This is a genomic window from Singulisphaera sp. GP187, from assembly GCF_900129635.1.
Classification (GTDB): Bacteria; Planctomycetota; Planctomycetia; order Isosphaerales; family Isosphaeraceae; genus Singulisphaera.
Genome location: NZ_FSRB01000003.1, coordinates 327,027 through 348,747 on the forward strand (window position 1 = coordinate 327,027; position 21,721 = coordinate 348,747).

A 21,721-nucleotide genomic window follows, 5' to 3' on the forward strand; every position below is an offset into this window, starting at 1 on the left:
TAGCCCTCCCAAGCCACCCTTTGAAGTGTCTGGCCATGACTGCCTTCAGATGACGCATCTGAAGTGCCTGGCTATTCCCCCTCGTTAGACGACCCGCCGGGGCCGCATTACCCCGTCGGCACGGGTCGCTTATAATCCAGAGGTTGGGCCGTAAATCGTGGTCCCGGGCGTCTCATCGAATTTCATTGATCGGATTAAGCGGACGAATGGACGTGTTTCTTCACGCCCTGTCGTCCGCCTCGTTCAGGTTAGGCTTAAAGGCCAGATCACCATGCTAGCCACACTTATTGAACTGGTCACAGGTCGAGATGATCTCGAGCGTGTCGCCTACCGTGAAGACCTTCGTCTGCTCAACGGATATCTGAAAACGCGAAGACTACTGATACCGAGAGAGCCGAGACGGTTCCTCAATGCCGCGAGCTTTACCTCGGAGGAACTGCTCGAACTGGTTCGCGTGGAGAGCGAGGAGTTGGCGGGCGATCCATTCGTGCCGTGGGTGCTCGAAGCTGAGGGCAAGCGGAGATTGCCGGCCTTCTCCAGTCAGAAGAAGATGGCCATCTTCTCGGGAGCGATCTCGAAACGGATGGGCAAGGTGTTCTCGCTCGGAGGCGCCGAGATTTTGCTGAAGGATCTGGTCGAAAGCCTCGATATCGACTTCATCGACTTGAACCCCTTGTGCCCGAAAAACTGGGAGATCGGGGTCGGGGTGATCCGGGGCGGAGCCTAACCTCGCGCTGCAGCGGACCCGGTCCGCCACGTCATTTAAGGTCGACCCGATCCGGCAGGCTTGGTGCCTGCCGAGGAGGCCTACACTATTGGTGACATTCTTAATTCTTGATACAGTCTGCGCAAGATGAGTAAGCCTCTCCTCGCCCTCTGTGAGCCCCATTCTGGTCATGCCACGCACCACTCGGGACTCTGCGGTCGCCTAGTCCGTCAGCAGACGCCAGGCGCTCCAGTTAGATCGCTTGGGAGATTTGGCAAAGATGCTCGCCCGATCGCGAGATTTGACAGTTTATTCAGGCCTCCCGCCTTGCCCTCTTTCGCTGCATGGCCTCCGACCGTCCGCGGAGTAGGCCCTCAATAGCGACAACTCTATTTCATATAGACACAATGAGTTAAGAATTAATATTGTCTCAATTTCTTATTCACTGTCAGAATTACCGACGGTGAGGCCGAGTCGTTTGAAGGGGCAGGGGGCGTGAGTAGCATCGGCACAGAAAATCGGCGTAAGCCCCAAGAACGCCGCGATGTCATAAAGTGCATACCCTGTCTGGCCCAAACCTCACCCTGCTCGGATCTGGCTACGGAGACGTGGTCACGCCGTCCGCCCATCGCAAGACCGAGGCAGGAGGCGTATCGCCTTCGCCACCCGACGCCGAAGAAACTACTTCGGTCGCACCGGCGTCAGCGGATCGACCCCGAACTCGCGCATCGCGGAGTCACAGTCATAGCAAATGGCCCGCGTCGCTCCGACCTTGTCCACTTCGAATGCCCACAGGATCCCGCTCTCGGCGTGATGTCCTTTCTCCCACGGCGCTGCCTCGGTGACCACCTCGCCTCCGTACTTCGTGGCAACCTGTTTCACCGTTGCGAGGGCCTTGGGATCGTCGCTGCTCGAACCAAAGATGAGCTTGCCGTCGCTGACTCGCCGCCCGACCGCGCCGGTCCAGTACTTTTCCACCTTGGTGGATTTGTAGGAGCTCCAGAGGACGCCCTTCTGATCCCGGTAAACGGCAGCCCGGCCGATCTCCTCGGACGCCTCGACCATGGCCGCGCGCAGTTCGTAGACGGCTCGCTCCGTCTCCGGCAGCTTGTTCAGGAACTCCTGAAGGCGCCAGGGCGGCACCCCAACGACGGGGGCCTTCTTCACCTGGAGGGAGATCTGCTTGAGCCGATTGACGGTCCCCTCACCCACGTTCGGTTCCGTCCGGACGCGCAGCCCTTCCGTCGGGGCCGGAAGTGGAACGCTCGGAGCGCTGGCAGGTCGATGCCCGCCCTTCCGGGCGTTCTTGAACGCCAGGACGAGATCCTTGGCCTGGTGGGCCGTGACAGGATCCGCTCCCAGGGCCTGGGCCAGCCCATCAATCGCCTTGTCCTGGGCAGCCTCCCGGATCTGGCTCTTGAGGAATTCTCCCGCCAGGATCTCCCCGGCTTTCCGAGCGCCGACCCTCTTCACCAGCTCCCGGATCGCGACCGTCGCCGTACCGACACCGATGGCCATGCTCGCCGCGGTGGCGGCATAGTCCACGATCTCCACGACCAGCTTGGTGGTCTCGAGGGACTCGATCTGCTCGTGGAGTGTGGTTCGGATCCGCTGATGCACGGCGACGTCGTTTTGAACCTGCTCCGCCGTCGGCTCGCCTAAATAGCTCCTCGCAACGGGGAAAGTAGACGGGGTCTGTACAATTGGGTAGTGTCACTCATGTCCAGTCCCCGAGATTCACACCCATGGCACACAGCGTTACCCTCGACGACGGGCAGCGCCGGGCGTTGCTCGATCGATATCGCAAGGACCACGACCCCGAGGTCCGCTTCCGATCGCATCTCCTCTTGCTCCTGGACGATGGGCACACCTGGGCCACCGTCGCCACGCTCTTGTTCTGTAGTTCGCGGACTATCGACCGCTGGGTTAAGCGGTTTCACGCCGAAGGGGTGGAGGGTCTGAGCGGGCATAAACCAGGCCGCCCCTTTCGCTTCGCCGCCGAGTGGGTCGCCGTCGTCGTGGACTGGGTCAAATCCCAGAAGCCCCGCGACTTCGGCTTCCTCCGCAGCCGCTGGTGCTGCGAGATCGTGGTACTGCTGATGCTTCGAGAATTTGACCTGGAGGTCTCTCGCGAGACCGTTCGTCGTTGGCTGCATCAGGGGGGACTGGTCTATCGTCGCCCGCGTCCCACGGTCGGGCCGACCGACGCGGAGCGGGAAACCAAGCTGGAAAAGCTCCGCGAGTTAATCGCCGGATTGCCTGAGGACGAGACGGTGGTCTTCCAGGATGAGGTCGATATCAACACGAATCCCAAGATCGGCTCGATGTGGATGGTCAAGGGCCACCAGGCGAAGGTCGAGACACCCGGCAACAACGAGAAACGCTATCTGAGCGGTTCGATCCACTGGCGGACGGGGCAGGTGTTTCTGACCGAGGGCGCCCCGAAGCAAGGGAGGGACACGGCGTTGTTCTTGAAGCACCTGGATGATCTTCGGAGTTGCCTGAGGCGCTACCGCAAGATTCACATCATCTGCGACAACGCGAAGTGCCACGCCAGCAACGATGTGGCGGTGTATTTGTACGAGCACCGCGAGCGGATCGACCTGCACTTCCTGCCGGCCTACAGCCCCGATTGTAATCCGATCGAGCGGGTGTGGTGGAATCTGCATGACCAGATCACCCGCAACCATCAGTGCAAGTCCATGGAGGAGTTGTTGGAACTGACCTTCACCTGGCTCGGCAGTCGCAACCCATTCAAGGTCGAGGGCCGCTCCGTCTATCAGCAGGCCGCTTGAATTACTTTCCCTGTTGAGAGGAGCTATTTAGGTAAGGCGGCAGCGACAGGACGCGCTGAAGGACGGAGCAGGCTTCCTCCTTCGACCAGACCTCCCACCACCGCTGGTCAGCGACCAGCCTATTGGCCTCGACCAGCATGTCGTGACCGATCCGGTCATAGAGGTCCCGATCTCCTTGCATCCTGGCATCCACCAGCCTCTGGTGCTGAAACTTAAACCAGTTTCGGTCGTCATCGGTGACCATGGCCGACCTCGATTCTTGATCTTGCGGGACCCGTGGCCGGACAGGAATTTCGAGCACAGCCGTGGAGGGCTGTGCCACAGGAAATATGGACCGACCGCAGCTGAACAGCGCCCCTTATTCCTGGGATGTGTCTGAGACGGAGTCGTGGGGGCCGGTGTCGGACGGCCCTTGTGAAATGCCTTCAAACGGTGCGCTCCACCCCCTACCAGGTATATACGCGACGGCGGATCCGACCGGACACGGAATCAGAAAAGCCGGGACTTCCCAGCGGTACAGTCTCGATCCACGAGGCCAGTTTCTTCCACCTAGTTTGTGTTTCGCCCGCCTGCTCCATGGGGAGTCGGGGGGAGTCGGTGGCCAGGCACTTCACGAGGGTAAGGCGAGAAGCCTGGGCAATCCGTTAAGCCTTGCGACTGGGCGCACCTCTTTACCGAATCCCCCCCGACTTCCCAGTTGCAGTGCATGGCTCCGAGTCTCCCCTCGCCTCTTGGCTCTCGCCAGATGATCGAACTTTCATCGAAAACCAGATCGATGTCCTTTTGATATAGGGCAAGCTCTATGACTACTGAGCCGGAGCGGCTAATCGTGAGGACTGACCCGAAATGCTTGATTCTTGCCATTGGCACTTCTGGATAAGTCTACGACTCGCCAGCCTTCGGTCGTCTCTATGGCCTGAACGCTCAACGCTTCGACGAGCACTTCGTCGTCAACGTGGCCCCCGACAAGGCCGGTCGGTTCAGGGCGGTGTCTGCGCTCGGGACGTTTCCAATCAATCAACCGGATGTCGAGAGGGGCCATCGGTTTTCCAAAGGCAGTTGGTGGTCGACCTCCGACCTCGGGCGGTATCCCAAGCCGCCGTTCCTGCTCACGGATGACCCCGCGTTTCATTTGGTCGATCACAGCGCCGTGGCGCGACTTCCCGTACAGGTATGATTCTGGGGCAAACTGATTACTACGGCGAGCACGACAATCTCAATCGCTTCGGGGAATGACCGGCAGGTTCGAACCCGGAAGGCACTCGGACGGAGAACGGGTGCCCGGTTCTACCGATGGTGCCGGGGCTGCCACCACTCCGTCCGAAACCCGGAGCCGGCGAGGGAGTGGCACGGAAGATTCCCTTGAGTCCGGCCGATTTCTACCGGTCCGCGCCCCCCGGCCTCCGGCCCCGATTCGCTCGAGCTTCGCGAATCCGGCCACGAGGCGAAGTTGGGCGGGGTTGCCCGCCGAGCACGCCACGTCGGAGCCGGCCCCTCGCTCGCGTCGGTAAATACGACGACCGGGAGCCTGCTGGCGGTCGCGCCCGGGGGCCACGTGAATAACGGCGTCCGGGTCTTCCGGGCCGTCGGCGCGACGACTGACGCGGTGCTCTCCGCCTCGCTCCGGCCCCCGACCCGCCGCGGTGGCCTCAGCCTCGGCGGGAGCTAACCCACTCCAGGCCGGCCCGGCGGACCAGCACGGCCGCGTGCCATCGTTCATTTGGGATGCTCGTATTCTTCGTCGCCGTGGAAATCGAGGAAAAGAAAATGGCCGGGTCGCCCCGGGGATTGCTCTCCCCGGGCCCCAACAAATCCAACCATTCACATTCAACGCGTACAACTCGTCATGCCATGAACTCGTTATGGGGCGACACACTGAATGAATCGCAACCGGGGGCGGGAGAGAAATCGAATCGGGCGTCAATATTGCCGCTATCCGGGCAAAATCGGACGATCACAAACATATGAACTTGTAGATGCTACATTATCTAGTCTCCGCAAACTACTTCAAAAATTAGGAATGTCCCCAATAGCCAAGCCTTTGAAATGCTTGGCCATGACTGCCACAGTCCAAGAGAGGTGAGCCGGATCCAGACGCTGCTGTTCGTGCACTTCCTGGCGCTGCCGGTAGAGTCGCTGATGCAGCGGGAGTTGATCGACAGCCTGCCGCTGTACCCGGAGGGCCGGGCGTGCCGACGGCCGACGGCTCGGAAGCTGATCGATTTGTTCGAGGAAGTGCAGCGGCATGAGTTGTCAGCGGCCCGGCGCCCGTCCGTGGTCTTCAGCATGAAGTTGAGCCCGATGCAACGTCACATCCTCCGGCTGTCGAACATGAGGGAGGCCTACGAGATCTGACCGGGGCACTGTCGGATGTCCAGATATTCCGCGCGTGACGTACGGAAGATTGGGCGAAACGTGGGGAGAGAAGTAGGATGGGTCCCTCGGTCCGGGTAGGAATCGATCCGGCCTTGGAGGACATATCGTGCGAGCGAACTCCCTCGTGCTAGCCATCCCGATCATCCTCGGCATAGGTTTATCCCTTAGCACGCCCCCGCTCGTAACCGAACCGGTGGCGGGCCAGGAGGAACCGGCCCCGCCGGACCCGACCTGGCAGCGACTCGGCCTGCCCGAGAGCCCGACGCCTGAAACCGGGCGCGGCGTGGGGATCGTCCATATCGACGAAGGGGGCCTCGATCCGGCGCTGCGCCCCCTGGGCGAGCGACTCAAGCATGTGATTGTCGGTCAGGACATGGACATCTCACTGGCCGAACCGCTGAATGCTTACAAGGACCGAGAGGATGCGGAGTACAACCACGGCGTCAGAGGTCTCCTCCAGATGGCATCCGCCCCGTTCCGCGTGCGGGACCGGACCTATGGCGGCCTGGCACCGGGGGCGACGTACTTCGTGATTCCGTACCTCACCGTGCGCGCGGACGGACCCGACGGACGGCACGAGCGATTCGACCCGCGGCTGGGCCGGGCCATCGATTGGGTGGTGAAGAACCGGGAGCGCTGGAACATCCGCATCATCCTCCTCACAGTCGGGGTCGACCATCCACGCCCTTCTCTGGAAGGTTCGGCGCGATCCGGCCTGATCAAGAACACCCGGGAATACCCGATCGTCCGCGCGCTGGAGCCGGCGATCCAGGCGGGGATCCTCGTCGTCACGGGCAATAACAACACCGCCATGGAGAACACACTTCCGCCGGTCGAATACCTGTCGGTGGGCGCCTACCACGACGCGGGGCATGCCGATCACCGGTTCCACCGCGAGAACCCCGACGAGCCGTGGGGGCGTAACGGCGACGGTCACGAGCGACCCGACGTCCTGGCCCCGAAGTACTTCGTCCCCAACCACCTAACACCGGAGGGCGAGCTCGCCTACTTCGGGGGGACCAGCTCGGCCAGTGCCCAGGTCACCGCGCTGTGCGCCCTCCTGTTCGCCCGATTCCCGCAAGCGGATGCGCAGACGATCAAATATGCCCTGATTCGCTCAGGCGATCCCTTGCCGGGCAGCCAGCGGCCCGGGGTGCGCGTCAACGCGGCCCGTGCCATCTCACTGCTGACTGACGGCTCCGTCCGCCCGCCCTGGCCCCGGATCCCGCCGCCGGTCACGGTCACTGACCCGAACTCATCCCTCCGATCGAAGGATGCGGTCGAGCGGGCGCTCGCCGTCTCGGCCCTCGCCTGGCATCCCGAGTTGTTCCGGCCGAAGGACGGGGTGCGTCTCCGCCAGATCTTCTGGCGTCTGCTCCGCGACGACTCACCCACTGTGAGGAAGGCCGCGGCGTCGGCCCTGGCCGGCCCGGAATCGGACGACGAGCGACGACGGCTCTGGGACAGTCTGTACCGGGAGTTGGACATGGGGGTGCGCGGCCTACTCGCAGATGTGCTCCTAGCCGGTGCTAGGGCCGATCCCTTGGACGACTGGATTCCACTCGCGACCGACCCGAACTGGACGGCGCGATGGTGTGCGGCCAAGGTACTACGGGATCATCATCCGACTGCACCACGACTCGAATATGCGGTCGTCCCGGAGGAGATCGAGCAGAAAGCCCAGCCGGTCCTCGATTGGTATCGAAAGAGAAAGCAGTCCAGATGAATGCGCCCCGATAAGGTGCTCATCTCAGCTTCCCGTGGGTCTAATGGGAGCGATCGGGCGATCGGTGGCCAGGCACCTAGACTGAGGCACCTAGACTAGGTATCGCCGGGGTTCTTGGTCGTTCATTGGGGGTGGCAGCGCGGCGGCTGTTCTAAGATCCCCCAAGTCTCCCCTCTGAAGTGCCTGGCCATGACTTCCCCCCTGATACAATCTTGATCGACCGAGGTCGCATTCGGTGGACTACCTCAATTCCCAGAGCACCACACCATGACCTTCAACTGGCCGACATGGCTCCCCACGAGGGACTATCGCCTGAGGTATCGGATTATGCTGTTTCTCGCACTGCTCGCGCCGATCGTCGGCACGGGCAGGTGCCCCGCGGCCGCCGCCGAGGGCGGTCCCGATCTGAACGGCATCTGGAAACTGGTCGGCCAAACTCCTGGTGACAGTGAGTGGGCTATCTTCGAAGTCAAGAAAGCCGATGGCAAACCCATCGTCGAGATCATTGACGGAGTGAAAGTCTTTGGAAAATCCCAGATCTACCTGGAGAAGTCGGCCGACGGAATCGTCGTGTTGCTTGCGTATGAGCAAGGTGACGTCACCTTCAAGGGTCGTCTCCACGAGGACGGTGGGGACGACCGCATCGTCGGCGCCATGCAATTCCGGGCGTCGGGGATGGCATCGACGTCTGGGGCACGCCTGGAGAGGACAAGGGCGACGAAGCTCGCGGAGCCGAGCGAGCCGCCGGAGAAGCGTGGCTTCATGGCGACCTTCGGCCTCCTTCCGGAATTGCAAAAGGCGACGGCTGAGTTCCTCAACGATCGGTATAAGTCGCTAGAACTGACGACCGCGACCGTAGCGGCCGATGGCATCCGAATTGACGCCCCTACCACCACGCGGGCTTGGGCAGTGTCTCGCCTCGTGGACGTAGCCAGGCGGGCCGGGAAGGCCGACGTCGTGGCCGAGACCGAATTGGCCAAACTCAAGGCGCTGATCGCCGAGGAGGGCCGTCCGCCGACCGTGCCTCTGGTTGTCGAACCATTCGCGGGCCGGCGCGATTCGGACGGAGATCAAGTCGTCTTGGTGGAGCTCTTCACCGGCGCCCAGTGCGGGCCATGTGTGGCCGCCGACATCGCGTTCGACGCCCTAAGCGCCGCCTACAAGCCGATCGATTTGATCACATTTCAATATCACCTCCATATCCCCGGCCCCGACCCATTGACCGGCCCCGATTCCGTCTCTCGTCAGGACTATTACCGCGTCCGGAGCACCCCTTCGACCTATTTCAATGGTCGGGCGATGGCTGGCAGCGGGGGCTCGGTCGGTGACTCACGGCGAAAGTTCAATCAATACCGTCACGTCATCGATGAACTTCTCAAGGGGAAGAGGGAAGCGACGATCGAGTTGGTGGCCCATCGGACAGGCGACGAGGTTCACATCACAGCTTCGGCAAAAGTTGACAGACGCGCAGGGACATCGACAAGAAACCCGCGGCTGCGTCTTGCACTGGTCGAGGAGTCGGTGCCGTACTCCGGCAGCAACCGTCTGCCGTCCCACCACTACGTCGTCCGCGCCCTGCCGGGGGGAGCCGAGGGCAGGGCATTGGAGGGGGGCAAAATCCGGATCGAGGAATCCATCAACCTCAGCAAAGTCCGGAGTATGCAAGAGGCGTACCTGAAGGGGTATCCGAACTCACCCGAGTCGCGAGGCGCTTTCCCAAACCCCTTGCCACCAGTCGAGTTGAAAAAGCTCCGTGTGGCTGCTTTTCTCCAAGATGATAGCGATCGGCTGGTGTTGGACGCGATCATCGTCCCTGTCGACTGAAGCACCTCTCTAACCGCGGGATGATTCTGCTGGTCGTCGAGAAGTTCGAGGAACTCGGCTCCGCATATGCGGTCTATCGTTACCTGGTCGTGAATGACCTGCGGCTTGGGTTTCGCCGCCAGAGGAGGGCGAATCGCTCGGTGAAGTCCTCCAGCCTTTCGGCCGAAGCAGGAACGATCGGTGGCCAGGCACCCAAACTGGGTAAGGCACCTAGACCGGGCAAGGCACCTAGACTGAGCACAGCCAGGGTTCTTGGGAGTTCATTGGGGATGGCAGCGCGGCGACTGTTCCCCCTAGACCTCTCAAGCCTCCCCTTTGAAGCGCCTGGCCATGACTGCCTTCGTTAGCACGTTGAGCCAGTCGAGGAACCGATCTAGCCACCCGTCGATCGACAAACCCTGCGGCTTGGCCCCGCGGCCGGAATCACTGCGGGACCAGTCCCTCGATCCGCGCGACCTCTTCGGACTCCAACCGGAAATCGAGGACTTCGAGAGCGGCCCGCATGTGGTCGGCATTGGTGGTCCCCGTCAGGACCATCATGCCGACCTCGAGTGCGAACCGGAAGACGATCTGGCTGACGGCCCGGCCATGGCGTTCGGCGATCCGGGCCAATTCGGGATGGGCCAGCGCCTCACGGTTGGCGGTCAGCAGCGAGAAGCCCTGGTAGACCAACGCGTTGGCGGTGCAGAAGTCCCGGATGGGACGGTCCCAGCGCCGGGCGGCGTAGCATCGGTTTTGGACGAACCGGGGTCGGATGCGTGCCTCCCGACACAGCTCCTGGAGCTGTTCGAGGGTGACGTTACTGACGCCGAGCAGACGAGCCCGGCCACTGTCGTGGATGGCTTCCATCGCTCGCCAGGCCGCCCAGTCGGCCGGAGCCAGGCCGACCCGCTGAGTGGGGCCGTGCAGCAAGTAGGAATCGATCACTGCGACGCCCAGGTGCTTGAGCGAGCTGGCGAAGGACTGCTCGACCTGGAGCGGGATCGGGGCGTCGGGATCGTAGGGAAGGCGGTGATCCTGCCCATGACGGAAGGTGAACTTCGTTTGGAGGAACAGGCCATCCCGGCGCAGCGGGCCGCTTGCGACCGCCGCCGAAAGCGCCTGCCCGACCGCGGCCTCGTGGTAGTGGCGACGCTGGTTGGCGGTATCGATGCCCCGAAATCCGTGTTCCAGGGCAAGTGCGGTCAGGCGTTGCGTCTCGTTTTCCTTCCAGGCAGTCCCGTACAGGAAGCGGGGCACCCGAATCCCTTCAATCAACATGGTCCGGTCGGACATCGACTCCTCCGCTTGTGATTCATACTCCGGGGCCGATCGAGCCGCGGGGTCCTCTCCACCCATTCTGCACGTGACGGAGCGATCGGCGGCGGCTGTTTTCCGTACATCTCCCAAGACTCCCCTCGAAGTGCTTGGCGATGACTATCATTCGACCGGATCGTCGCTGAGCTGGAAGCGCCTCCTGAGGAAGGATGAGTAAGTTCCCAAAAAGCCCAACGGTATAATGGAACCGGTTCACAACCCGGTGACCACCCTCTGCTGCCCCGGCTGCGGTTGTCTGGAGGCCTGCGCACAGTTCATGATGGGGCAATACACATGCAGAATCAACCAGTCCTTCTCCTCGTCCTGCTCGTGTTCCTTGCATTCACCACCTGCTCGAGGGCGCAGCTCAATGCCCCACCGAGCCGTCCGGCCCCGCTGGCGGAATTGCTCCACTACGAGCCGACCGGGCTGTCGCTGCTGACCCCCTACGCGAAGGGCAAGATCCCGGTCCTGTTCATCCACAGGCTGTGGGTGAGCCCCTCGTCGTGGCACCGGATGATCGCGAAGCTGGAGGAGGACCCGGCGATCGCGGGGCGATACCAATTCTGGACTTTCGGGTATTCGACGGGCGACCCGATCCCGTACTCGGCCCATCTCCTGCGGCAGAACATGGAGGAACTGCGGCGGAAGCTCGACCCCGACGGGTCCGACGCGGCGCTGGACCAGATGGTCCTGGTCGGGCACAGCATGGGCGGACTGCTCACGAAGATGATTGCGTCCAAGGCCAGCGACCGCCTGTGGCGCGTCGTGAGCGACCGGCCCGATGCCGATCTCCAGGGTGAGAGGAGCGACGTCGAGCTGTTCCGCAGCGGCCTGCTCTTCGCGGCGCGTCCGGAGGTGCGCCGGGTGGTGTATATCGCCACGCCGCACCGAGGCAGCCGATTCGACCGGGGCGCGATCGAGAGGATCGGGATGAGGCTGGTGGGCATCCCGGATCCCCTGCGAGCGGCCCACCGGCGGCTGGTGGAGAGCAACGGCGACGGCTTCTTCCGCGACCACTTCCGCAAGGCGTTGCCGACCAGTATCGAGGAACTGGAGTGGGGCTCGCCGCTCATCACGGGCCACGCCGAGCTGGCGCCGCCGCCGAGTGTGAGGGTCCACTCGATCATCGCAGTGCGGCCCGAGTCGCCGCGCGGCGATCGGACGGACGGCCTGGTCACATACGAGAGCGCCCACGTCGCCGGGGCCGAGACGGAGCGGGTGATCGCGACCGGCCACCTGTGCCAGGATCATCCGGAGGTCATCGGCGAGGTGCGGCGGATTCTCGCCGAGCATGCCAAGTTCTGAACGGAGCGACGAAACCGGTGAGGAAATACCGAACCGTGAAGATAGCATTCTGCCTTATCGTTCTGCACTACACCCCGGCGATGAGAGGCGGTCAGGCACTTTGACTGGGTATCGCCGGGGTTCTTGGCAATTCATTGGAGATGGCAGCGCGGCGGCTGTTTCCCCTAGACCTCCCAAGCCTCCTCTTCGATGTGCCTGGCCATGACTGCCTCCATTCACGGCCCAGGGCTCCTAGCCTACTCAGCTTAGGTGCCTGGCCTCCGACTCAATCTTCCGGCAATTCAGCTGGCTCACCCCCAGCGTCTTCGACCAATCCCGCACGACACGAGCCATCTCGACGAAGATATCCTCCGCGCTCGTGCGAGTCCTCTTGAGAATCTTGTACCCGTGATCGGCCGTGTCCAGGGTATGGAGCGTCGCTCGGTCGCCGAGCTTTGCGCAAGTCGATCTCAAGAGGCTCATGTCAGCCAGATCATCGCGCGTCCCGCTGAGGAACAGCATCGGGGCTGTGACCGCTTCGAGATGATCGGCCCGTTTGGTATCTGGCTTCCCCGCCAGGTGGAGCGGGAATGAGAAGAAGACCAGGCCGACCACACCCTCGAGCGGCGTCTCCGAGGCGGCCGTGGATGTCATGCGTCCGCCGAAGGAATGGCCACCTGCAAGGAGGGGCAACCCGGGAACTGACCCGGACGCCGTCGCGACCGCCGAGCGGACGGTTGCGGTGCAAACGGTCTGCGAGTCGCGGCCCTTGCCGTTCTCCGAGTACGGGAAGTTGTAGCGGAACGTTGCGACACCAACCTCGGCCAGTCGCTCGGCGATTGCCTGCAGGGTGGCATGCCGCATGTTCGTGCTCGCCCCATGGCCCAGGACGAGCAGATGTGTCGCGCGTTCGGGCCGGATAAGAAGGGCCGAGACCTCGCCCTTCTCCGGCGTGGCGAGGAATTTCCGCTCGTGGGCGTCGTGCGGCATGTCAGGCTTCCTGACCCAGGGGCTGGGTGAAACAGAAGCAGACACCGTAGGGTTCCTTCGCGAAGAAGACGCGGAAGGGCTTGCCGTCGTATTCCTGCCCGTCGATGATCCCGGGCCCGATCCCCTTGGTCTCGTACTCCTGCCACAGGGCATCGACGTCACCGACGGAGAACCAGCAGCTCGCCTGCTCGGGGTCCTGCCCATTGACCGCCAGGCCGATCTCCACCTCATCCCGTTGTAGCCTGGCCGTTGTCTTATCCTTTGCGAGTAGCGAGAAGCCGAGGCACTGCGTGTAATAGCCAACCGCCGGGCCGATTTCCTTGACCGGCAAGGCGTTCGTGTCGGTGTCGCCGATCGGCCCGGCCGCCTTGAAGAACACGCCCTTCGACATCGCCCGTCTCCTGTTCGCATGGACAGTTGCCCGCAAGGTAACCCGTGGCGGGTCACGCGACAAGGCGAATCTGCGAAAATTACCGGCAGGTCATCTCTGGACGTAACGATGCGGCGAGTGTCCAATGCGGGTTCATGAGGGCCGGGCGGAAACCCGGACAACGAGGTCAACCCTCCTGGGAAAACCCGGATCATAGTCGATATGACCGTCAACGAAATCCTCGCACAGCTTAAGTCCCTCGGCGACGACGCTCGGCGTGCCCACAACACAAAGGCCGGCGCGCCTGACAACCAGTTCGGCGTGAAGCTTGGCGACATCCGCTCGATGGCCAAGAAGATCAAGACCGATCACGAACTGGCGCTCAATCTCTGGGACACCGGCAACGTCGAAGCGCAACTCCTCGCCACGCTCATCATCAAGCCCAAGTCGCTCTCTGCTGACGAACTTGACGAGATAACTCGCTCCACCACCTGTGCGCAGGTGGCAGACTGGCTGAACGCTTACGTCGTCGCACAACATCCCGGGAAGGAAGCGCTGCGTGAGAAGTGGATGACGGCGAAGGATCGCTGGGCCGCTCGTGCGGGCTGGAACTTCACCGCCAGCCGCGTCAACAAGGGCGCTGACGACCTCGACCTTCCTGCGCTGCTCGAACGCATCGAGAATGAGATGCCGAAGGCGATGCCAGAGGTGCAGTGGACCATGAACAACACGCTTGCCGCAATCGGCATCCACCACCCCGAACACCGCAAGCGCGCAATCGCCATTGGCGAGAAGATTGGCCTGTACCGCGACTGGCCGGTGTCCAAGGGCTGCACTCCCCCCTATGTGCCGGTATGGGTGGAGGTCATGGTGAAGCGGCAGGACTGAGGAGAGCGGCGAGACACCTCATCGGCAGCTTCGGCGTGCGGCTACGACCGGTTTGCGCCGCTCCGAACCTGACGCGGAATCGCGAACACCCGAGGACAAAGCCCCGGGCGCTGAGTAGCGACAGCCTCGGCGGATTTCACGCCCGATTGGGACGAAGACCACCCGCCCCAGACGAAAAGGTGCCAGGAACCGTTGTTCCCATTCTTCGACCTCCCCAGCGGACGTAACGCAGACTTCAAGCCCAAACGAGACGCCGTCTCCGACTGCCGGGTCACCGACCCGTTCGGCCGGTCACGGCGTATGCGCTGAAGCAACCCCTTCTCCTCAACGGCCGTCAGCGACGTGTTGACCCGGGTCGGCCAATCGGCGATTGGCGGCCAGGCAGCTTGACTGGGTATACCAGGGTTCTTGGTAACTCATTGGGGATGGCAGTGCGGCAACTGTTTTTCCTAAATCTCCCAAGCCTCCTCTTTGAAGTGCCTGGCCATGATGAACTCCCAGACCGAGGCGTGCAAAGCCAACTCTCTGGATGGTAGCGGCGTGCAGGTCGACTTGGGGGGCGGCTTCACGGTCCGCGCGGTCGACGACGGCTCGATCGGACCGACGAAAGAAAGGAACTCAGCTCTTTGATTTCGCCGAGCGCTTGCCCTTGCTCTTGCCCTTCGCCGAAGGGGCCTGCGAGGCGCCCTCGGGCCGCATCATCCTCTCGAGTTTCTTCAACTGGGCCAGCTTCTTGTCGAACTCGGCGGACGGGGCGATCTTCAACTGGGCCTTGGCCGACTTCCGAAGGGCGCCCAGCGCCGTGTGTACGGGCGGCTCGGCGTCGATGTCAGCGTATTCCTTCTGGACGTTCTCGAACAACTCGCGGATCTCGGACGACGACGCGAGCAGCGCATTCCGGGACCTCTCGAACAGGGCCATCGCCTCCTGCTTCTGCTTCGCGGGGACGGCCTGCTGCTTGGCCATGGCGAGCTGCTGCGTGAGGGCGGTCTGCTGGGCCCGCAACTCTTGCTGGAGAATCGCGTTGGGGTTCTGGGCATACCGAGCGTACTTCCCGCCGTACCGCGACGAGGTCCTGCCCGGGGTCCCTATGGACTGGAGCTGCTGCTGGGTCATCGCCTGCTCGGCCTGGAGCTCCGCGACCTGGGCCTCCTTCATGGCGATCTCGGCAAGCTTGTTATAGTTCGTCTCGAGCTGCTTGTAGCGGGGACGGACGTCCTCGAACTTCTGGAAGCACTCTACTTCTTGCTTCTTGAGGATGTAGTGCGCCCCCGACCGCGTCAGCCCCCGCGCGGAGAGCACCTCCTCGGGTGACTTGGGAACCTCCCCCGCAGACTTCGCCGCGTCCTCGGCTGCCTTGGGGACCTTCTCGGCAGAGTCGTCCGCGCCCCGGGCCGCAACGCCCACCCAGGCGGTCAGCACGATTGCAACCGCCCACCATACCGATCCCGGTCGACTGAGCATGGCCTTCTCTCCGAAATATAGGTAACGCGTGACCTGCCCGAGCGACGCCCAACCGACTTGCGCCGTCGTCCTTGTCGCGCGATCCCGCGAGCCGTTATGACCCGGAACCGCGCCCAGCCGGTGGACTCGCCGTCGAGTCTCGGGCCTTCAACTGAACTACCGAGGGATGGGGGGGAGGGGGGAGGGAAGTTGACTGTTCCGGGGGCCAGCTCTCCTCAGACCCGCGAGGAGGGAATGAGTCTATAGTGGCGTTGGATTTCCTCGACTTGAGCTTATCCTGCCCCGCCGTCGATTGCAATTCTCCGTGGAGTGGCGACATCGCCATCGGTTCCCCGGGTTGCCCTACCATCGTGATGTGACATGCCGGCTTGGTGGCGTCATCGGGCGAGCCGACTCTCCACCCTTAAACGAATCACGACAAAGCATGGAACGACGCGTCCGGAGTCGACCGATCGGCGATCGCCTTCCACGAGGGATCGCGCATGGGCCTTCCCTACGCCCGCGACGAGACGAGGCTACCGGTCGATCGCCTCTTCGAGGATCTGACGCAGTTCGGAGTCGAGGAGCGACACGGGGTTACCCTTCATGCTGCTGGCCCGCTGGGCAAGCGGGATCAGCCTGTAGCAATCGGCGACGGACAGACCGGCCTCCCGCAACGGCGGGATCTTCAGCTCCGCGCAGAGTTCGTGGACGCGGGTCACGCCGTCACGGAGGGTGGCCGAGGCATCGCCGGTCAGAGTCCGGGCGATCTCGACGTACCGCTCGAGTGTGGCCGGGTCACCCCGTTCGCCGACCGCGCGGATGTTGGCCTCCATGACGAAGGGCAAGAGCCGGGCGCAGAGGGCGCCGTGCGGCCGGCCGGTGGCCCCTCCGAGCACGCCCGCAAACCCGTGGACCGCGCCGAGCCGAGCATTGGCCAGGGCGACCCCGCTGAACAGGGCGGCGAGCGCCATGTCCTCGCGGGCCGCGAGGTCCGAGCCGTCGCGATAGGCGAGGGCCAGGGATCGCGCCGCACGCGCGAGTCCCTCGCGGCAGACACCGTCGGTGAACGGGTTGGCCGCGTTGCTGACGAACGACTCGATCAGTTGCGTCAACGCGTCCATACCAGTGAAGGCCGTCACCTCGGGCGGGAGCGTCAGGGTCAGCTCGGGATCAACCACGGCCACGCGGGGGAGCAGGTGGGGGCTCCGCAGGCTCACCTTCACCCCATGCTCGGGGACGTCCAGCACGGCGTTGCGGGTCGCCTCGGTGCCCGTGCCCGCGGTGGTCGGGACGGCGAGGAACGGCACGGCGGGCTCGCGCAGCGGCTTTCCCCCTCCCACCACCTCCAGGTAGTCCAGGACGTCCCCCGGATTGGTGAGCAAACCCGCGATCGCCTTGCCGGCGTCGATCACGCTGCCCCCGCCCACGGCGATCACCAGGTCGCAGTGTTCCGATCGTGCGATTCGAGCCGCTTCGTCCACCAGGGTGGTCGTCGGTTCCCCGCCTATGTTGACGACCAACGAGCGGACGCCGACCGCGTCAAGGCCCTGGGTCAACGCCTCGCGGCCGCGGTCGGAGCCTCCCAGGACCACGACGGCGTACCGGCCAAGGTCCCTGGCCAGAGCGGGGACCTGCCGCGCGCTGCCGCGGCCGAAGAGGATCCGCCCGGCCGTTGCGAATTCAAAGATCATGGGAGTCCGTCTTCGGGGTACACCTTGGCGAACTTCACGCTGGACCGGGGCACCGCCATCATGTCGGCCACCGTCTCGGCCCACTGCCGGTAGTGCGCCGTCTGCTTGTGGGCGGCGGGCGCGTCGGCCGTACGGTAGATCTCGACCAGCAGGAACTGGGTGGGATCGTCTTGCTGTTGCAGCACATCGAACCGCGCAATGCCTGGCTCGTTCAGACTGTTCCGCGAGTTATCCATGCAGGCAACCTTGAAGGCCTCGACCCGATCGGGCTTCACCTGAATGTGCACGTGAACGATCAGCATGACACGCTATCCCACCTTGCCGAGATCGAGGAAGATGATGCACGAAGGATTGCCGACCGCCGTGTAATGGCCAGTAAACTGCAAGCCACCGGCCTTGCGATCCACCCGGAATGTGGCGATGTTATCGCCGCGCTGGTTGCAGCAATGGAGGAATTGGCCGGCGGGGTCGAAGCTGAAGCTGCGGGGATAATTGCCGCGGGTCCATTCCTCCCCGACGTACGTCAGATCACCGCGCGGGCCCACGGCGAAGATCCCGATGCTGTCGTGGAGCCGGTTGCCGGCGTAGACGAAGCGCCCGTCCGCCGAGACCAGGATCTCGGAGCCGAAGTTGCTGCCCGCAAACCCGGGGGGCAGGGTCGAGATCGTCTGCCGCGGGGCCAGGCGCCCGAGGTTCGCGTCGTAGTCGAACAGGACGATCGTCGAGGCCTCCTCCTGGATGGAGTAGAGCCAACGGCCGTTGGGATGGAAATGGAAATGCCGCGGCCCGTCCCCGGGCGGCAGCGCGATCGCGTGCGGCTCGTTCGGGGTCAGGACGCCTTTTCGGTCGTCGAACTTCCAGACGAAGATTTGGTCCAGCCCCAGGTCGACGTGGAGGACGAATCGCCCCGAGGCGTCGGCCTGGATCATGTGCGCGTGCGTCCGATCGTGCCCGCTGAACGCGAAGCTGCCCGTCGGGGCGTTCTTCGTCCGGGCGGGTCCGATCGTGCCGGCATCCGTCTTGATCTCCGAGGCCTCCCCCAGACGCCCATCGGGGAGGATCGGCAGCACCGCCACGGAACCGCCGAAGTAGTTGGCCACCAGCACGAACCGTCCCGACGGGTGGACGCTCACGTAGGTCGGGCCGGCGCCGCCGGACTGGACGGAGTTCAGGGGCGTCAGATGCCCGTCCGCCCGATCGACAGCGAAGGCGCTGACCGTCCCCTGCTTATCGTCGCCCACGCGATCGGTCTCGTTGGCGGAATACAATCGGGTCCCGTTGGCGCTCAGGGCGAGGCAGCTCGGGCTGGTCCCCATCTCGTGGAGGCCCGCGGGCTTCAACGCCCCGGTGGTGCGATCCATCTGGAAGAGGTGGATGCCGCGGCCGTTCCCCGGCGGCAGGTCCACCTGGGTCGGCAGTACGTCGCGGAGCGGTGAGCTGAAGGTGCCGACATAGGCCATGAGCGGCCCTTCGCCCTCGCGTGCCACCGCCGCCGACCGGGCGGCAGTGAGCGGAATCGTCCCCGCCAGTGCAACAGAGGACCTCAGGAACGAACGTCTTGAACGGTCGGATGGAGTCATGAGGATAAGAGATCCGGTATGGTCGATGGGTTGCGGGCAGCGCGCGGGATGTCCGGGTGGATCTTGGGTCGTCGCGCACTCGGTGGATCAGGCAGAGCGTAACGGATGTCGGGCGTGACCTACTGGCCCGGCCCCTCGGCCTTGATTCGAATATTCCGGTATTCGACCACGTTGATCTCGGATTGCAGGGCGAGGGGCCCTTTGTCGGGAATCGGAAGCGCGGCTTCGAGCAGTTCGCCGTTGCAGGTGCAGCGGGCGTTGGTGCGGGTGACGACCACCTCGATCGCGTTCCAGTCGCCGGGCTTGTAATCCTTGAGCGTCTTGTACGGACCGACGCGGGGGTAATCGCGAATCTGGAGCTGATGGGCGAAAACCTTGTCCCTCAGGTGGACGCCGCTGTTCGCGTCCTTCGAGGCGCGGAATTCCAGGCGGAGGGTGAAGTCGCCATCAAACGACTCCACCGTGTCGATCTCAGTCATCTTGGGAGGCCGGTCCTTCGAGCCGGCGATCACGAGGACGCCGTCCTCGACCGCGAACCGGCCGTCGTCGGAGGCCGTCTTTCCGGCCAGGTCCGTCTTGCCCAGCCGCCAGCCCGTCAGATCCTTGCCATTGAAGATTGGCTTGAAACCCGGCTCTTCGGCGTGAGCGGCGGGGAGGAGGACCGCCGAGACGAGCAGCGCGAACGTGCTCGACCAAACCGGGCGTTGTCGATTGAGCCAACTCATCAAGATGCTCCCGGAAAGGATCAGACCGCCAGTTCCCTCGTTATAGGCGAGTTGCCCCGGGCACGCAATCCAGGGCCGGGATGACCTGAACTGATGCCGTCCACCAAGACTGAATTCGCAAGATCCATGGCAGATATCGCCCCAGAGTCATCATGGCTCGCCCGCTCGCGGCCCGCGGCCGAATGGGTCGCCCGCCTTCGGGGCGAGAGGGAAAGGGAACGGGCATTAGCCGTCCTGTGCGTCCGTTGATCCGGCCTCGGCCTGACGCCGGTACTCGTTCACCAGCAAGCCGCCCACGCCCCAGTCCTCCAGCTCCACTTCCTGGATCACCACGAACGTCAGGCTCGGCGGCTTATTCAGCGCGTCCAGGTCGCCCCCTTGATGAGCGCGGCCTTCTGTTCGGGGGTCGTCCCCTCGCGGGTGATCTGGATCGTCACGATCGGCATGGTCGTCTCTCCTCGGCGTCACCAGTGGCCGGCGTGCGCGCCGCCATCGACGTGCAGGGTCTCGCCGGTTACGAATGTGGCCGACTCCAGGTACAACACCGCATCGACGATCTCCTGGATCTCGCCCAATCGCCCCAGCGGATGCATCGCGGCGAGAGAGGCCAGCGTCTCGGGCTTGTGCATCGGCGTCCTGATGACGCCCGGCGCCACCGCGTTGACGCGGATGCCCTTGTCGGCGTACTCGATCGCCAGCGACCTCGTCACGGCATCCAGGCCCCCCTTGGTGAGAGACGCCAGCGCCGACGGCACCCCCTTCACGGGCTGACCCACGAGCGTCGTCGTGATGTTCACGATGTGTCCGCCGCCCTGCGTGAGCATCTGCCGGACGGCCCGTTGCGAGACGTAGAAGAACCCGGCCAGGTTCACCGAGATCTTGGCGGCGAAGTCGTCTTCGGTGTAATCGGTGAACGGCTTGGCGATGAAGATTCCGGCGTTGTTGACCAGCGTATCGACCCGGCCGAACGTCTCGACCGCACCGCCGATCACCCGGTCCGCGACCGCCGGATCGGCGATGTCGCCGGCGATGGTCAGCATGTCCGCCGAGGCGACGGCCTCGATAGACCGCGAGTTCGCCACAACACGGAAGCCACGATCGAGGAATCCGCGGACGAGTCTCGCCCCAATCCCCTGCGACGCGCCGGTGATGACGGCGACTTTACGTGTGGAACCCATGACGACCCTCCTTTCACTGAGAACGAGCCCCGGTGGTGCGGTCGCAGCCCACACACGATTCCAGGCCAGTTTCTCGTAAGACACGGCGTAAACTGCTGACGCAATATGATCGCCGATCCACAACATCTTTGAAAGCTTCGGTACAACACACCTCGGTCGATCAGACCGTCGCGTGCGATGCAACCGACTGCTGACAGGCGTCACGACCCCTTTTTCCTCTACCGGCGAGGCGCCGAGTTCGGGATCGCCAGCGGTGACTGGAAGGTCGACATGGCCGCAGTCCGCGACCGCAAGCGGAGGATGAGTGGATGGACTGGTCGCCCTCCATCTCGAGAAATACCAGGAGAGCGGCGTGGAGCCGGCCATGGGCCACGGGCTTTTCGTCACCCCGAAGACCGCCGAGGTTGGACATCGAGACAGGTCAGGAGGTATCCTGGGAGTTGACGGATCGGCGCAAGACCTGTGCGACCTCCTACGACGAGCACGTTCCCGAGTCGCCGATCGAAATCCTCGGTGATTCGATAGGTGGCATGACCTATCGTCGCTACACCCATCGTGCCCCGTTGGCCTCCAAGGCAATCAGGACGCTCCCGCAACCGACCGCGTTCTCGGCCCCGCTGAACGGGAGGGAGAGCGAGTGTCTTTGTTGCCGGAGTCGGTTCGCCGACGCCGGCTGATGCGGCCGATGTGCGCAACAACCGGGCGGTGAACACGGGAGTGCCGATGGCTTCGTTGAAGCGAACCGCCCTCGGCGGAGCCGCGCCAATACCGTCAGCGCGAGCAGGATCACATACGGGCTTGCCAGTGAGGTACCCCCTACCCGACGGAGAAGCGGATATCATA

20 protein-coding genes and 1 pseudogene are annotated in these 21,721 nt (G+C 63.6%); 9 read left to right on the plus strand and 12 right to left on the minus strand.

Translation table 11 applies throughout. The annotated features are described in order from the left end of the window. The first annotated feature begins 271 nt into the window (after positions 1-271). Entirely contained in the window at positions 272-727 is a 456-nt protein-coding gene (locus BUS42_RS43325) for a hypothetical protein (RefSeq protein WP_143206664.1), read from the plus strand. 660 nt (positions 728-1,387) lie between these two features. Here the strand turns inward: BUS42_RS43325 and BUS42_RS37320 are convergent. After that, positions 1,388-2,326: a hypothetical protein gene (locus tag BUS42_RS37320; RefSeq protein ID WP_074316258.1), complete on the minus strand. Its 939-nt coding sequence runs from the start codon at positions 2,324-2,326 to the stop codon at positions 1,388-1,390. A 125-nt stretch (positions 2,327-2,451) separates the two neighbouring features. Here BUS42_RS37320 and BUS42_RS37325 point away from each other — a divergent pair, with 125 nt between their 5' ends. Then, entirely contained in the window at positions 2,452-3,501 is a 1,050-nt protein-coding gene (locus BUS42_RS37325) for an IS630 family transposase (RefSeq protein ID WP_074311863.1), read from the plus strand. A gap of 1 nt (position 3,502) precedes the next feature. Here the strand turns inward: BUS42_RS37325 and BUS42_RS37330 are convergent, their stop codons facing one another. Continuing rightward, positions 3,503-3,682 (minus strand): hypothetical protein, encoded by a 180-nt coding sequence (locus BUS42_RS37330; RefSeq protein ID WP_143206665.1) that lies wholly within the window; start codon positions 3,680-3,682, stop codon positions 3,503-3,505. Positions 3,683-4,951: 1,269 nt separating this feature from the next. On the opposite strand from BUS42_RS37330, the gene BUS42_RS37340 reads away from it, so the two are divergent. The 4 genes from BUS42_RS37340 to BUS42_RS37355 all read left to right on the plus strand — a co-directional run bounded on the left by BUS42_RS37340 (position 4,952) and on the right by BUS42_RS37355 (position 9,427). Beyond that, entirely contained in the window at positions 4,952-5,170 is a 219-nt protein-coding gene (locus tag BUS42_RS37340) for a hypothetical protein (protein ID WP_074316263.1), read from the plus strand. A gap of 410 nt (positions 5,171-5,580) precedes the next feature. Continuing rightward, positions 5,581-5,856, plus strand: coding sequence for a hypothetical protein (locus tag BUS42_RS37345; protein WP_143206666.1), 276 nt, complete (start codon positions 5,581-5,583; stop codon positions 5,854-5,856). A 127-nt stretch (positions 5,857-5,983) separates the two neighbouring features. Then, on the plus strand, positions 5,984-7,603 hold the full coding sequence (locus BUS42_RS37350) for a S8 family serine peptidase (RefSeq protein ID WP_143206667.1): 1,620 nt from the start codon (positions 5,984-5,986) through the stop codon (positions 7,601-7,603). Between the two features lie 267 nt (positions 7,604-7,870). Further along, positions 7,871-9,427, plus strand: a complete 1,557-nt coding sequence (locus BUS42_RS37355; RefSeq protein ID WP_159452344.1) for a hypothetical protein — start codon at positions 7,871-7,873, stop codon at positions 9,425-9,427. A 423-nt stretch (positions 9,428-9,850) separates the two neighbouring features. Here BUS42_RS37355 and BUS42_RS37360 read toward each other — a convergent pair whose 3' ends face one another. Next, positions 9,851-10,702, minus strand: coding sequence for an aldo/keto reductase family protein (locus BUS42_RS37360; protein WP_143206668.1), 852 nt, complete (start codon positions 10,700-10,702; stop codon positions 9,851-9,853). A gap of 315 nt (positions 10,703-11,017) precedes the next feature. On the opposite strand from BUS42_RS37360, the gene BUS42_RS43330 reads away from it, so the two are divergent. Then, positions 11,018-12,031 (plus strand): esterase/lipase family protein, encoded by a 1,014-nt coding sequence (locus BUS42_RS43330; protein ID WP_074316272.1) that lies wholly within the window; start codon positions 11,018-11,020, stop codon positions 12,029-12,031. Between the two features lie 240 nt (positions 12,032-12,271). Here BUS42_RS43330 and BUS42_RS37370 read toward each other — a convergent pair whose 3' ends face one another. Together BUS42_RS37370 and BUS42_RS37375 are read right to left on the minus strand one after the other, a co-directional pair. Further along, positions 12,272-13,000, minus strand: coding sequence for an alpha/beta hydrolase family protein (locus BUS42_RS37370; RefSeq protein ID WP_074316274.1), 729 nt, complete (start codon positions 12,998-13,000; stop codon positions 12,272-12,274). 1 nt (position 13,001) lies between these two features. Continuing rightward, complete coding sequence (locus BUS42_RS37375; protein WP_074316276.1) at positions 13,002-13,391, minus strand: VOC family protein; 390 nt, start codon at positions 13,389-13,391, stop codon at positions 13,002-13,004. 201 nt (positions 13,392-13,592) lie between these two features. Here BUS42_RS37375 and BUS42_RS37380 point away from each other — a divergent pair, with 201 nt between their 5' ends. Beyond that, entirely contained in the window at positions 13,593-14,258 is a 666-nt protein-coding gene (locus tag BUS42_RS37380) for a DNA alkylation repair protein (RefSeq protein WP_074316278.1), read from the plus strand. A 618-nt stretch (positions 14,259-14,876) separates the two neighbouring features. On the opposite strand, the gene BUS42_RS37385 is transcribed toward BUS42_RS37380, so the two are convergent. The 7 genes and pseudogenes from BUS42_RS37385 to BUS42_RS37415 form a co-directional block, all read right to left on the minus strand. Then, complete coding sequence (locus BUS42_RS37385; RefSeq protein WP_074316280.1) at positions 14,877-15,722, minus strand: hypothetical protein; 846 nt, start codon at positions 15,720-15,722, stop codon at positions 14,877-14,879. Between the two features lie 515 nt (positions 15,723-16,237). Continuing rightward, complete coding sequence (locus BUS42_RS37390) at positions 16,238-17,395, minus strand: iron-containing alcohol dehydrogenase (RefSeq protein ID WP_074316282.1); 1,158 nt, start codon at positions 17,393-17,395, stop codon at positions 16,238-16,240. Next, positions 17,392-17,697, minus strand: coding sequence for a putative quinol monooxygenase (locus tag BUS42_RS37395; RefSeq protein ID WP_074316284.1), 306 nt, complete (start codon positions 17,695-17,697; stop codon positions 17,392-17,394). Before BUS42_RS37395 ends, BUS42_RS37390 begins: the two co-directional genes overlap by 4 nt. A 6-nt stretch (positions 17,698-17,703) precedes the next feature. After that, positions 17,704-18,975 (minus strand): lactonase family protein, encoded by a 1,272-nt coding sequence (locus BUS42_RS37400; RefSeq protein ID WP_074316286.1) that lies wholly within the window; start codon positions 18,973-18,975, stop codon positions 17,704-17,706. Positions 18,976-19,094: 119 nt separating this feature from the next. Further along, the gene (locus BUS42_RS37405) at positions 19,095-19,700 is read right to left on the minus strand and encodes a 3-keto-disaccharide hydrolase (protein WP_074316287.1); all 606 of its coding nucleotides are present in this window, start codon (positions 19,698-19,700) and stop codon (positions 19,095-19,097) included. Between the two features lie 225 nt (positions 19,701-19,925). After that, a pseudogene (locus BUS42_RS46840) lies at positions 19,926-20,146 on the minus strand (tautomerase family protein). Between the two features lie 18 nt (positions 20,147-20,164). Then, entirely contained in the window at positions 20,165-20,878 is a 714-nt protein-coding gene (locus BUS42_RS37415) for an SDR family NAD(P)-dependent oxidoreductase (protein ID WP_074316289.1), read from the minus strand. A 440-nt stretch (positions 20,879-21,318) separates the two neighbouring features. On the opposite strand from BUS42_RS37415, the gene BUS42_RS43995 reads away from it, so the two are divergent. Then, the gene (locus BUS42_RS43995; RefSeq protein WP_074316291.1) at positions 21,319-21,555 is read left to right on the plus strand and encodes a hypothetical protein; all 237 of its coding nucleotides are present in this window, start codon (positions 21,319-21,321) and stop codon (positions 21,553-21,555) included. Positions 21,556-21,721: the final 166 nt, after the last annotated feature.